General features: G+C 45.1%; 17 protein-coding genes. 10 read left to right on the top strand and 7 right to left on the bottom strand.

The window, feature by feature from the left end; all coding sequences use genetic code 11:
• Positions 1 to 13: 13 nt before the first annotated feature.
• Both NGAR_RS00890 and NGAR_RS00885 read right to left on the bottom strand, forming a co-directional pair.
• On the bottom strand, positions 14 to 1555 hold the full coding sequence (locus NGAR_RS00890; protein WP_015017709.1) for an acyl-CoA carboxylase subunit beta: 1542 nt from the start codon (positions 1553 to 1555) through the stop codon (positions 14 to 16).
• 126 nt (positions 1556 to 1681) lie between these two features.
• On the bottom strand, positions 1682 to 1909 hold the full coding sequence (locus tag NGAR_RS00885; protein ID WP_148680779.1) for a hypothetical protein: 228 nt from the start codon (positions 1907 to 1909) through the stop codon (positions 1682 to 1684).
• 240 nt (positions 1910 to 2149) lie between these two features.
• Here NGAR_RS00885 and NGAR_RS00880 point away from each other — a divergent pair, with 240 nt between their 5' ends.
• Entirely contained in the window at positions 2150 to 2527 is a 378-nt protein-coding gene (locus tag NGAR_RS00880; protein ID WP_015017707.1) for a DUF2795 domain-containing protein, read from the top strand.
• Between the two features lie 5 nt (positions 2528 to 2532).
• Here NGAR_RS00880 and NGAR_RS00875 read toward each other — a convergent pair whose 3' ends face one another.
• Positions 2533 to 3027, bottom strand: coding sequence for a hypothetical protein (locus NGAR_RS00875; RefSeq protein ID WP_015017706.1), 495 nt, complete (start codon positions 3025 to 3027; stop codon positions 2533 to 2535).
• Positions 3028 to 3171: 144 nt separating this feature from the next.
• Between NGAR_RS00875 and NGAR_RS00870 the strand changes: the two genes are divergently transcribed.
• The 5 genes from NGAR_RS00870 (at position 3172) to NGAR_RS00850 (ending at position 6677) form a co-directional block, all read left to right on the top strand.
• On the top strand, positions 3172 to 3357 hold the full coding sequence (locus tag NGAR_RS00870; protein WP_015017705.1) for a hypothetical protein: 186 nt from the start codon (positions 3172 to 3174) through the stop codon (positions 3355 to 3357).
• Positions 3358 to 3742: 385 nt separating this feature from the next.
• Positions 3743 to 4822, top strand: coding sequence for a DUF2795 domain-containing protein (locus tag NGAR_RS18180; protein ID WP_228369242.1), 1080 nt, complete (start codon positions 3743 to 3745; stop codon positions 4820 to 4822).
• A gap of 3 nt (positions 4823 to 4825) precedes the next feature.
• Positions 4826 to 5392 (top strand): DUF2795 domain-containing protein, encoded by a 567-nt coding sequence (locus NGAR_RS00860; RefSeq protein ID WP_015017703.1) that lies wholly within the window; start codon positions 4826 to 4828, stop codon positions 5390 to 5392.
• A gap of 6 nt (positions 5393 to 5398) precedes the next feature.
• Positions 5399 to 6139 carry a hypothetical protein gene (locus NGAR_RS00855; RefSeq protein ID WP_015017702.1) on the top strand — a complete coding sequence of 247 codons (741 nt, stop codon included), beginning with the start codon at positions 5399 to 5401 and terminating at the stop codon, positions 6137 to 6139.
• 193 nt (positions 6140 to 6332) lie between these two features.
• Positions 6333 to 6677, top strand: a complete 345-nt coding sequence (locus NGAR_RS00850; RefSeq protein WP_228369241.1) for a hypothetical protein — start codon at positions 6333 to 6335, stop codon at positions 6675 to 6677.
• 485 nt (positions 6678 to 7162) lie between these two features.
• On the opposite strand, the gene NGAR_RS00845 is transcribed toward NGAR_RS00850, so the two are convergent.
• Positions 7163 to 7384, bottom strand: coding sequence for a hypothetical protein (locus tag NGAR_RS00845; protein WP_015017700.1), 222 nt, complete (start codon positions 7382 to 7384; stop codon positions 7163 to 7165).
• Between the two features lie 519 nt (positions 7385 to 7903).
• Between NGAR_RS00845 and NGAR_RS00840 the strand changes: the two genes are divergently transcribed.
• Positions 7904 to 8872 (top strand): mechanosensitive ion channel family protein, encoded by a 969-nt coding sequence (locus tag NGAR_RS00840; protein WP_187147603.1) that lies wholly within the window; start codon positions 7904 to 7906, stop codon positions 8870 to 8872.
• 63 nt (positions 8873 to 8935) lie between these two features.
• Here NGAR_RS00840 and NGAR_RS00835 read toward each other — a convergent pair whose 3' ends face one another.
• On the bottom strand, positions 8936 to 9205 hold the full coding sequence (locus NGAR_RS00835) for a hypothetical protein (RefSeq protein ID WP_148680777.1): 270 nt from the start codon (positions 9203 to 9205) through the stop codon (positions 8936 to 8938).
• A 170-nt stretch (positions 9206 to 9375) separates the two neighbouring features.
• Between NGAR_RS00835 and NGAR_RS00830 the strand changes: the two genes are divergently transcribed.
• Both NGAR_RS00830 and NGAR_RS00825 read left to right on the top strand, forming a co-directional pair.
• Complete coding sequence (locus NGAR_RS00830) at positions 9376 to 10197, top strand: ATP-binding protein (protein ID WP_015017697.1); 822 nt, start codon at positions 9376 to 9378, stop codon at positions 10195 to 10197.
• A gap of 65 nt (positions 10198 to 10262) precedes the next feature.
• Positions 10263 to 10718, top strand: a complete 456-nt coding sequence (locus tag NGAR_RS00825) for a hypothetical protein (protein ID WP_148680776.1) — start codon at positions 10263 to 10265, stop codon at positions 10716 to 10718.
• Between the two features lie 13 nt (positions 10719 to 10731).
• Here NGAR_RS00825 and NGAR_RS18175 read toward each other — a convergent pair whose 3' ends face one another.
• Positions 10732 to 11310 carry a hypothetical protein gene (locus NGAR_RS18175; RefSeq protein WP_015017695.1) on the bottom strand — a complete coding sequence of 193 codons (579 nt, stop codon included), beginning with the start codon at positions 11308 to 11310 and terminating at the stop codon, positions 10732 to 10734.
• 289 nt (positions 11311 to 11599) lie between these two features.
• Here NGAR_RS18175 and NGAR_RS00815 point away from each other — a divergent pair, with 289 nt between their 5' ends.
• The gene (locus NGAR_RS00815; RefSeq protein WP_148680775.1) at positions 11600 to 11938 is read left to right on the top strand and encodes a KGG domain-containing protein; all 339 of its coding nucleotides are present in this window, start codon (positions 11600 to 11602) and stop codon (positions 11936 to 11938) included.
• A gap of 49 nt (positions 11939 to 11987) precedes the next feature.
• Here NGAR_RS00815 and NGAR_RS00810 read toward each other — a convergent pair whose 3' ends face one another.
• On the bottom strand, positions 11988 to 12179 hold the full coding sequence (locus tag NGAR_RS00810; RefSeq protein ID WP_015017693.1) for a zinc finger C2H2 domain-containing protein: 192 nt from the start codon (positions 12177 to 12179) through the stop codon (positions 11988 to 11990).
• Between the last annotated feature and the right edge of the window lie 15 nt (positions 12180 to 12194).

Below are 12194 nucleotides of genomic sequence, written 5' to 3'. Positions count from 1 at the left end.
ACATACACCATTATTACAGGTTGATGTTACCGTGCTTCTTCCACGGCCTTGCCTCCTTTTTGTTTGCCAGCGCATTGAGCGCCTGTATTATCATCGGCCTAGTCTCCATCGGGTCTATCACAACATCAATGATGCCCTTTTCAGCTGCAATGTATGGGTTTGCAAACTTGTCGCGGTATTCCTTGGCAAGCTTTTTCTTTGTTTCAGCTGCGTTTGGAGCGTTCTTTAATTCCCGTCTGTGTATGATCGTGACTGCGGCTTCAGGGCCGAGCACTGCTATCTCGGCGCTTGGCCAAGCATAGTTGATGTCTGCGCGCAGATTCTTGCTTCCCATGGCGATGTATGCACCGCCGTACGCCTTGCCAATGATGCATGTCACCTTTGGGACCGTGGCTTCGCAATAGGCAAACAAGAGCTTGCTCCCATTTCTGATGATGCCATTGTGCTCTTGGTCCGTGCCTGGGAGGTAGCCGGGCGTATCTACAAGCGTAACAATCGGGATGTTGAACGCGTCGCAGAACCTGATAAAGCGGGCCGCCTTGTTGGAGGAATTGATGTCAAGCGCGCCTGCAAGGTACTGCGGCTGGTTTGCGACAATGCCTACAGACCTTCCGCCCATCCTTGCAAAGCCGACCAATATGTTTTCTGCCCAGAGCTCGTGGACTTCGAAAAAGTCGCCGTTGTCAACTATGGATTTTATTATCTCCTTCATGTCATACTGCTGGTACGGGTTCTCTGGCAGCTTGTTAATGAGGTCGGCATCGATCCTGTTTGGATCGTCGTTTGTCTCGACCATCGCTGGCTCTTCAGTGTTATTCTGCGGCAGAAAAGAGAGCAGCTTCTTTATCTTGTCAAAGCATTCATATTCGTTCTTGGCGATAAAGTGCGCGACTCCGGACTTGGTAGCGTGGGCGCGTGCGCCGCCCAGTTCTTCAAACGACACTTCTTGGCTGAGTACCTCCTTTACCACCTCGGGGCCGGTGACAAACATCTGGCCTATGTTCTCCACCATTATCACAAAATCGGTCATTGCCGGAGAGTACACCGCGCCGCCTGCACAGGGGCCAATGCTTGCAGTGATCTGCGGTATAACGCCTGAAGCCACCGTGTTGCGGAAGAAAATGTCGCCATAGCCGTCTAGGCTCATGACACCTTCCTGTATGCGGGCGCCACCCGAGTCAATTATGCCTATTATCGGGCAGCCCACCTTCATGGCGTGATCCATCGCCTTGGCGATTTTCTTGCCAGTCATCTCGCCAAGGGAGCCTCCAAGAACAGTAAAATCATAAGAAAACACGAAAACTTGCCTGCCGGCAATGGTCCCAAAGCCGGTGACGGCTCCGTCGCCGTAGAATTTCGGCAGGGTTGGGTCGTCGCTCCTGTGGGTGACGTACTTGTCTAGCTCTACAAATGTGCCTTCGTCGAGCAAAAGCGCGATCCTCTCTCGCGCGGTAAGCTTGCCCTTTGAATGCTGAGCCTCGATCCTCTCGTTGCCACCGCCGCTTTCTGCGGATTTTTTCATTGTAGCCAGACGCTTGATTTTCTCTTCGTGCATAGAGATGTAGATAAAGCGATCTAGTCGTCATATAAATTCATTATTGATTCCACGGTTAGTAATTCATCAAAGATCTTGCAGAATAATGCGCAAGCTTTAGTGGTATCATCAGCGGCCAGTCTACAGCTATTCCCTGAGCCCTGACCTGCCGCCTTGAGCCCTTCGGAAGACATTCATGCCAAGGTTATAGTTTTCAAAGAGCGACTGGAGCGACTCTATTTCCAGAGAAAGCATTGCAATCTCGCTTCTGTGCCCTTCTGGGTTCTTCATCAGCTGCTCTAGCCTCTCCTTCTTTTCTGCCAAAAGCTTGCCAACGTTGTGCTCGTATTCGCTTGACACATGGGTTGCTCCCAACCATTCAAATTTTAACCTTTAGATTGGTAAAGCTTTGTTTAAAAAGTCAACAATCCGTGCTTGGATAGCTGTTTGATTGCATGACTTTGTTTTTACGAGTTATTACTTTTTACACAAAGCCGATTGGTAAGCTGTGCAACTGCTCCCTATTGTTGGCTGCAAAAAGAGCATGTCGTTCTGCTGCTCCAATGAGAGCTAGGCAATCATTTCTTTATAATTTGCAGTGCATGTGTATGGTACATGTCTACAAACGGTGATGGTTCAACCAAAAGGCGGGACTTACCGCTTCCCCCTGTGAGCGGATATCCAGATGAAGCAGAAGCCTTGCGCAGAAACCAAGGGCTAGGAATGGCGCGGCCAGCACAAAAGGTAGCGGCAGAAACTGGGGCGGCCAACGAGCTATCAGATATTCTTTCAGGAATTGATTATCCTGCAGACAGAGACTCGATACTAGACTTTCTTGACCGTAGCAAGCCTGATATGAGGGATTTTGATATTGTTGTAAATGCAGTTCGGCTGCTGCTAAAGGGCAAGCAATATCGTAGTCCCTCAGAGATAGCTGCAGACCTCGGAAATATTAACGAGGAATACAACAGGACAAGGGGAAGCAGGCGTTAGAAGCGCTACCGCTGATCTATAACCTTTCTTTTCTCCCGGCTTATTTTATCAGTGTTTGCAGCTGCGCCTGTAGGAACTCCTACGCCTGGCGCTCCTCTGGCGCCACGAAAATCGGTCGTTTCTTTGTCCCGCCTGAGGCTTTTGGCCGCTTCAGTGTCGATATCTGCTGGTACCGTAACATCTCTTGCATAGGTTGCAGAGCCAGCTCCTATTGCGCCCCCGGCGCTTGTAGCTGACCTAGAGTCTGCTATAACATGAGGAGTGCTTGCGTCTAAGGTCCTTGTTCCACTTCCTACAGCATCCATATCGTGTGCTGTTGGACCGCGGGTCTGAGCTTGCGGTTCAGGCGTTTTGCCAGCAGGCAGCGGCTCGCCTCCTCCGGTGCCCGAAGTCGCGCCTTCTCTTGTCGCCACTCTGCCGCTCTTTGTTGCCTCCTCTACTGCTTCACCCACAGATGGCGAATAATTTCTGCCGCTCCTGCTATCCTGGTCGTCACTCATATTATATTTGTATACTGCCTTACAAGCTATTAATGGAATTTAGATCATAACTTCATTTAGGGCGGAAGGTAATAATCGTTATTGCGGGACGGTAGCTCTGCCTGCTGAATACACATATCATTCTTATCGCGCGCGTTAAAAGATATGGGTGCAAAAAAGAAAAAGGGCCAAGAGGATCAAGCCCTGCATGAAGCAACGCACGGACAGTTTGGAGAAGAGCCAAGACCTGAACCAATGCCAAATACTGAAGACAAGCCTTCTGAAGGCAGCAGTGGTGGCAATATCGAGGATCGCATTAGAGCAGCTCGCAAGAAATCACGAACAATCTAGTAGATAACAAAAAGGGTTTCAAACTGGTCAACAGTTACCCTCATCTAGTAGTCAGAATGCATGTCTTCAATGTGCTTGTCCTTCTCCTGTTCGGTCTTGAAATACAGGTTGCAAAATGTGCATTTTATTGGCAGCGGACTGGAATCATCCCACCCTGATGAGGACATCATAGGGAATTGGTCCAGATTGGATTTACGGGTTGTTGTTATATATTTGCTTTCAGGCTGATGAAGAATCCCTTCATCTGTAGCAATTATGCAAAAATTCAACTATAGAAGCAGGACAACAAACAGGTATTGCAGCCCAAACCGTTTCCATTTTTCCGGATTCGTCTAACAGTACTACTATTGTTAATCTTTATCTTGCATCTTTGCCGCGCCATGATATGTCTAAAGAAGAAAAAAAGCCTCAGATCATAGAACAAGGAGACATATTCTTCTTCTACAAACCAAAAGTTGGAAAAGAAGAGGTAGGAGATATTGAAGATGTTCAACGCCTGTACATGGCTACTGCTCCAGAAGATGGCAAATACAGGCTGTTTGTGATAGGTCAAAAACAGTTACCTGAAATTGTTGAAGGCAGATCGACATCAGAGGAGAGGAATTGGGCGCTAAATGTGCTCGCTACTGATAAGCCAGAAGATATACGAAAGGAGCTTTTGCCCACCGAATACGAGACAGAAACAAGAGGCAAGAGATCAGTTGGCCCGGCGACGCCTGCAGGTGAAGGCAAGTACGCTATTGTAAAGCATGATAGTCATACAGAGCTGGCGTATACACTGGAACTTCCAGAGGTCCCTGGCCCGACTCAGAAAGAGTTCGAGATAAGGAAAGAGGTAAGCTACATCGTCTCTGTGAAAAACCCAGATATATCCATCAAAGGTTTTGCAGCCTTTGAAAAAAGGAAGCCAAAGTATCCATCCAGCATCAAGCAAAAGTTTGGAGACAAGCGCTGGATAAACGTCGAAGATCCTGACTTGTTAAATTATGAAAACGCACAAGTCTTGTTAATTGGAGCAAGACAAAAAGATGTCCAAGAAGAGCTTGGCATCGATCTTGACGAAGAAAAAGAAACTGCAAATACTACAGAGCTATTCAAGGAGCTCAGGATCAAAAGGGAACAAGTTCCGCTCAAGCCACTCCTTGAAGGCAAGTTCCTCGGTAAGGGAGAGCAACAGCCTATGGCTGCGGAAACCAGACAGTTATCAAGGGAAGAGGCACCCGGGCGCGGAGGCAAGATTGGAGGAGAGGCTGCTGCATCAAGGGCGCCTTCGGCGGCAGCAATTGCAAAGATACTTTCTGGCATTGGTTTTCCAAAGGGAAAGAGCGACTTGGTAGAATATGCCGAAACCAGCAAAGCAAGAGTCGAAGTTGCAGAAGAGATAATCCAGGTTATCCGAGAGCTTCCAGATAGAACCTACAACAATATGGCCGATGTTGAAAAGGCAGTTGGAGAGGTGAGATAAGCAATGGCGCAATTCACATGTAACGTGTGTGGAGATGGCTTTGATCAAAAGTCGCGTTTTGAGAGACACATGGCAACTTCGCACCCGGAAAGGGCGCCATCGGCGGCGGACGTTGAAAAGGCATTATCGGGCATACAGTATCCAAAGACAAGAGAAGAGCTGGTCAGATATGCGTCTCAGCAAGTATCTGACAAAGACCTCATGGACATTATCAATTCCCTCCCAAGCCGCGTTTATAGAGACTCAGCAGAGGTTGCGATAGCATTGGGTGAGGTCAAGCAAAGACAAGGAGTTAGGAGTGCAGAAGAGGTTGCCAAGACAGAGGCACCAAGTACAAAGGGCGGAAGAGCGGCAGCCACGTCATCAGTTTCAGCTGCCACAATTGCCAAGGTGCTTTCAGGGACAGACTTTCCAAAGAACAAAGGCGAACTCAGAGATTATGCGCAAAAGCACATGACAGAGGTCGAAGTTGCAGATCCTCAAGCTATCATGGGCATCTTGGATAAACTTCCTGACAGAGAATATCAAGACATGGCAGATGTAGAAAAGTCGGTAGGTCAGGTGCTATAGTGGCATATGCTTCATGACACGGCTGCTGACTCTGTTATAGAAAGAAAAGATGGCAGGACCGCTTCTACAGTAGATGTCCTAATGGAGCTAGGAAGGCAGAAAGGATTTGAAGTTGAAGCTGGCAAAGATTATGGTGCCGGGCCGATAGATGTAGTGTGGCATATCGCCATCCATCCTGCTCTAAGAGATATAACATGCGGTTTTATCGTTATGAAGCCGTTGGCTGAAACATTGAATGAAGCTATAGCAAGTGGCGAGGTAAAAAGACAGCAAGATTTTGAAGACGATAGAGGCTGGCAAGAGTACCGCGATAAAGAAGCTGCTTTTCTTAAAGATATAGAAGAAGCGGCCATGCGAGGCGTCAGAAGCGGTATGGACAGAGTATGCCTAGTTGCAGAAAATGAAGAAGCAGCCAAAGCGATAAGTGGCAAAATTGAATGGCTTGCATCCCATGGAAGCCTGTTGCGCATGGATGCATTATGCCTCGGACTTGCAATGGATCAGAGTAGCTCCAGTGTAATTATGCCAAGTCAAAAAAGAGTTCCAAAGGGCGAGAAAATAAGAAAGCGCGCAATGAGGAGAAGAGAGGCCAAGCTGGAGAAATACAATAGACCAAAGGGCCAGAGAAAGAGAAGCGAGCCGGAGGAAAGGAGAAGAGAAAGGGAGGAAAAGTTGGAAAGATTCAGCAGACCCAAAGGTCAAAAGTTAAGGAATAACAAAGATAATAGTAGTAGTAGCAGTATTTGAACCTGCTAAATATCATACAGTGCAGCTTTTTGTTGTGATGTTGTTGTATGATAATATCTGACAAACCATCATCAACAACAAAAAAGGAAGAAAGGACGAGGAAAAAAGCTGGATTGACCTCATAAATGAGTCGGTTCATACAAGCGATGATGTCGACATTGGAGACATAGACGCGGTCAGCCGCGACTTTATTGTGGTTAAGAGAGGAATGGTGAATGTTCACTATTATTACATTCCAATAGGAAAGGTTGAAGGTTGGGATGGTAATGTTTTGTGGCTAAAAGTGCCAGAGGAGTATGTCAAAAGAAATTATGAGAGGGATACGTATCCTGATCCATCACAGTATTATCTAAAGGATTTTCCCGGCTATACTGCTGTTTATCCGGAAGTGGAAGTAATCTTGCCAAAATATTCAAGGCCCGTATATACTACAAAGAATACAACGCCTGAAGAATTTCGTGTAAATCTTTGCGAACTGTGCCAAACAGCATTTGATACAGAAGACGACCTGAGCCAGCATGTAAGTACGAGTCATTGAATAGTATATGGTATGATTGATGGCAGCAGAACCAACTTCCCTAGGTATTGGAATAATAATGGCAGGAGCTATGGCACTTGTTCTTTGGTTTCTTAGAAGGTTGAGAAGGAGAACGAGGCAGAAAAGACTTGTGCTTGCGAGGTAAGTAAAAAAGGAGCGTAATTCGCTTTGAGACAAAGCCTAGATACTGTGTTGTTGTTGCCTTCCAGTCAATGATCTGATGATGATTAAGGTTTATTGTCCAAGATGCAAGGGATTGATTTTGCTCAGATAGCTGCTACTGTGCACAAGAGCAAGGTAAGAGAATACCGCCAAAATTGCAATATTGAAGTGACTGAACTTAATTCAAGACTGGAAATCTTGTAGTTGTGTGATACTCTTCTTATATAGCCTAACTGGCAAGAGTACCCCGCTTAGCCTTGAGCGAGCTGATCAACCAGTGCTCTTATCTGCTGAGCATAGGCTTGTACTATTCCTCTAATTTCTTAAAATTCTTCATCTGATGGTACCCGATCGTAAATGCCTCTAAAATATCCCACTATCAGACCGTCAGTTGACCTAAGTCCGTACATAAAATCATCTTTATGTTCGTATTTCCAAGTATTAACAAGGTTCTGCCTGTTAGGAAAAGTTCCACCAAGTATACTTAAATAATTTTCAATAGTTTCGCCAGCTCTTTTTCGAAATTCTTGCTCAAGCGCCGCCATACTTCAATCTCTGACAAACATAGGTAATAATAATACTACTACTGCAGCTCGGCACTTGTTGTCTTTTTTATCCCTTCTAGCAGTTCAGTGAAATCAGGCTTGTTTGTTGTATGTCAGGTTGATTTTTGATTATGATTCATTTTCATATGCACTTCAAACGCAGGTTCAGCCTTGTACTTTTTCCGCATATAGAACAGACCTTTCCTTGGCTACTATCAAGTTTATCTGCAATTCTGGCTGCCAAGTTTACAATTGAATATGATAACATAGTATTGGAAATAAAAATTGCAGCTGAGCAGTAATAATAGACCAGCCAGCTCTATCTATGAAGATTTTCTCGTCTCTATTTAATCAATGACAAGGATAGATAGAGACCTTGCATGGAGCCAGAATACCATAGCAATGCTTGTTGGTTAGCCTTCTGCGATTTATAAGAGATGAAAGGTAGCAATCATTATGGTCACTACGATAGACCAACTAGTTATCCTTATGCAAGAAAACAACATTTTATTTAGTATATTGGTGATTGGCGGTACCGTACTCGGCATCAAACTTCTAGGCTTCGTTTTTCAGAAAATTGTAAATGCACTTGATCGTCATGAGCACCTTAGGCAGCTAGATAGCCGATTGATATATGCCATCAGGATCCCTCTTTACCTAGGAGTGGCCTTGACAGGTCTTAGAATTGCCCTCACTCAAGTCCCCTTCCTTGATTCATACTCGTCTATTCTTGACCAGATCTTCTATGTGGGTTCACTTGTCCTTATTGCAGCCATAATATTGAAGGTAATTGACGTGATAGGGCTCGTGACTAGTAGGAGCTGGTTTAAGCGGACAAGAGCAAATGTTAGCTCCCTTATTCTTCCAATGTCACGACTTGGCAAAGGTCTTACAGTATTTCTGATAGGAGCAGCCGCATTAGCAGTTTTTGGCGTTGACGTTACTGACATATTATTTGGATGGGGACTTCTTGGCTTTGCAATAGTTGTAGCGCTTCAACCTATCATACTGGATGTATTTGCCGGCCTGTCTATTGCAAGTCAAGGTTCACTCAGAGTAGGCCAGCGAATAATTCTAAGCTCAGGAGAGCTTGTAGAAGTAAAGGAAATACGGCTCCAAAATACTCTGTTTCGTGATGTACTGACGGGCAACATCTATTCGATATCAAACGCAGATCTCATGAAACAAAAAATAACAATTCTTGAGAAAGGAGTTCTGCCAGTACCAATAGCATTCAAAGTCGGCTATGATGATGTACAAATGGCATACAATATAGCTATGCAAATTGGAACTGACCTTAGGCGCTATTTGGCAAAGGATCCTGTAGTCAATATACGGGAGCTTAATGATAATAACAAAGCCAAGCTGGAGCTACTACTGTGGATATCTGATGCCAGCAATAAAGACAATGTTGTAACACAGGTTTTAACGAAGCTCATTAATGCGCTGAGGAGAAATGCAATAGTGACAGAACAAAAACAGAGTTAAGGCGGCATTTATTTTATATAACATCTATTGCTATTGCTGCCTCTGACACATCATTTAGGATATCTACAGCTCTAGCTCGTCCGGTTTGAAGGTGCTGCCTATTTCACTCAGATTTCTTTCTTCAGGTGATCCGGGAGCTGGCGTCGGCTCTGGAGTAGCTGTTGGTGCAGGCTTATTTTGAGGATGTGCTAATGGCCCACCTCCACCAAGACGCCTTCTTCCTGCCGGCGCTCTTCTGTCTTGACCTTTTTTGCCAACCAGCCCTCTAGCACTCTTCTTTGATTGCTTGAGTGTTTTGTTGGAATATGACCTTGATCTTCTACTTTTTGCCAATGTTTGTACCCATGCATCATATACCATATTAACGGAAAATCAGGCAAATAGCTAGGGTATTAAATTAAATATTCTTAATGCAGAAAGAATTCTGAATTTCACAGAACCGTTACCAACAACAACTCCTATCGGTTTTACAGCAGCGATAACGGGTCTGGAAGCAGAACAAAATGGCAACACAAACTAGCATATACCCTCATGAGGTTGGCAGGGACCTTATCCCAGAGCTTGCTACACGCGTATATAGCTCACAGCTTGATTCCTTTAGAGAGGCGATCTCTAATGCGTTCGACGAGGGTAGCAAGCAGGTAGCATTGGCTATAACAAAAGACAGGATAGTGATAGAAGACTGGGGAGGAGGCATAAAAGATTATGACGAGTTCCGCAAGTTCGGTCAGGCTTCAAAGAAATCAAGAAAAGGCGAAATCATTGGTGAAAAAGGTCTTGGCAAATTGTCATTGCTGAACCTCGGTCGCACAGTCCGATTTGAAACAAACAATAGCTCTATCGGAATGCGATTTTACATGACGCTGGCTGGCTTTACCAAGCCCGAGTATGGCAAAGCCGGCTCGTTCCTTTCACACAGAGGAACCAAGATTACCGTAACCAAGCTAGCAAATACTGTTGATACAAGCGAAGTGGCATCATATCTCAGAAAGGCATTCGGCCTCAGACTTGTGCGGGGCGCAGATATAACCATCAATGGAGAGCCAGTCAAGCCAAGATTTGCCTTTGATCCAAAAGAAACTCTCCTGTTCAGACTGAAACACAATATCGACGTGACAGGCAACGTCAGGTTCAGCGAAGGCGGCAAGGGCGCAGTTGATGTCTATATTGACCACGTGTTTGTTACAAGCCTCGAAGTTGATATGAGGCGGAAGTTTGAGGGTGGGTCAACTGCAATGATCTTACACCAGAGACATCAAGGAACAATATCATTCAAAACAAAGTTTACAAGGAGTTCATTATCCAGCTTCGACAATATGCTTTGAGGTTTCCTCTAAGAGACATTATAATTGATGAGCAAAAGTTGATGCTCAGCAGGGAGTTGAACACCATGTTAAGAAGCTACCTAAAAGATATGAAGGTTAATATCAGATCAGGCTTTAACATCAAATCATCATCTGGTGGTAAGTCCGTCGCCGAGTTAAAGAAATCCAAGGCTGTCAAGGAAACGCTTGAACAGACAAGGCAGCAGCCGTTGGAAAAAACATCTAGCAAGAAAATAGATGGCACCATAAATGTAAGATGGGAATATGCAGATCTTGGGAACGAAAAAGAGCCAATCTATTTTGTGCCGCCAAACACAATATACTGCAATACGTCCAGCGATCTTTACCGTTTTGCAGTCGCAAAGAACAGGTATTACGGGCCAACATGGATAAGGGTGCTGCCTTACTTGTCAAGGATTGCAGTCATTATGAGCAATGGATCATCGCTTCGGCCAGAGGAATTCAATCTAAAAGTAGACCAAGCGACCCGATATTTCCTCAAGCAGAAAAAGATAATATAACACAGTAAAAAAGTTATTCGGCTATCTCGTCTCTATACGTTACAACAGCTATAATTGTATCAAAGTTGCTGTGCTCACCAGATGGGAAAGGCCGCTGTCCTACGAATGTCTGCGCTGTGATTCTTGCTGAGGTTATCTCGTCGACATTTACCCGGCGCCATCCTGGAATTTTGCCAGAAGAACTCTGGCCGCCTGTCTGGTATACCAAGAGCTGTTTTCTGCCATTATGTATGCCAAAGACATGTGGTTCTGCTATCCTATGATAGCCATGGTAGCTGAATTCAATGACATTCTTGCTCATGATTGCAGTTCTAACCAAATCATCCATGCTGCTATACATCAGGATTCTACCCCTTCGGGGCTTTGCAGGTATGTCTGGATGATCTTCCTTTGCGTGACGCTCAAAGTCCTGTGGTGACGAAAAGTCGGTACCGCACGTTTCACACCTGACTGGCTCATTTGATCTCTCTTCCCTCATTGACTCAGAGCGCCCTGAAACTTGTTGTTGTCTTTCCACCTGCCCCTCCTCGTTTTTGCCCTGAAATACCTCGTCCTTGCTTTTTCTTCTCCTGATTCGGTCGAGGAAACTCATATACATTTTACCTTGTTCATTATGTCATATAACAGCTGATAATACTAGAGATTGTTGCTAGTTAGCAATGTGCTCAAAGTAAGGAAAATAAAATTTAGTGATAAATTTTCCTCTATTATACGTAGTATCGTTGTAAAAGAGCTAATGCGAAAGTACACGATAGAATAGCGTTCTGTAATGTCAACTTGATTTTTGAATTCCACTTTTTTGTTCGTAAGTGAATTATGAGATGTACCGTTGTAATTATAATTCAAAGTCCGTTAATATTTTGTTGGTTAGGTGATTGTCAATGTCCGACAGAGGATTGGCTTCGGCAGACGAAGAGACAAAAGAAAGAGTGGCTAGGAAAGGCGGGGAAGCCCGAGCACAAGACCCAGAAAGCCTAGCAGAAGCAGGTCGCAAGGGCGGCGAAGCGGTGGTTGAGAAGTACGGTCCAGAACACATGGCCGAAATAGGTAGGAAGGGCGGCGAGTCCGTTTCTCAGGACACCGAACACATGGCAGAGATCGGTGCCAAAGGCGGACAAGCATCGGATGGTGGAAGAGAAGGAGGCGGCAGTGAACGCGGGTTTGCTGCAATGTCTGAAGAAGAGAGAAAAAGAATAGCAAGCAAAGGAGGACAAAAGTAAAGAAAGAAACGCGCGTCTATAGCTGCTCCCTATATTTTTTCAGACCAGATTATGCAGCAGCTATCTTGCTATGATCAATCTTCATATGTTCTTCTAAATCCAGCTGGCTTGGAAACAGCGTATCGCATGTTTGGCAATAATACACGGGCCTTACTTTACGTGGTGGTGGGGTCTTGACCTTGACTTCTGTCCCGTCAACTTTGACCTTTTGTTCTTCTTTATTATTGTCTTTCGTCGCCATTCCTCATTGCTGCAT

Source organism: Candidatus Nitrososphaera gargensis Ga9.2 (assembly GCF_000303155.1).
Taxonomy (GTDB): Archaea; Thermoproteota; Nitrososphaeria; order Nitrososphaerales; family Nitrososphaeraceae; genus Nitrososphaera; species Nitrososphaera gargensis.
Note: the sequence above shows the minus strand (reverse complement) of the source record. Positions and strands in the feature narration are given on the sequence as shown.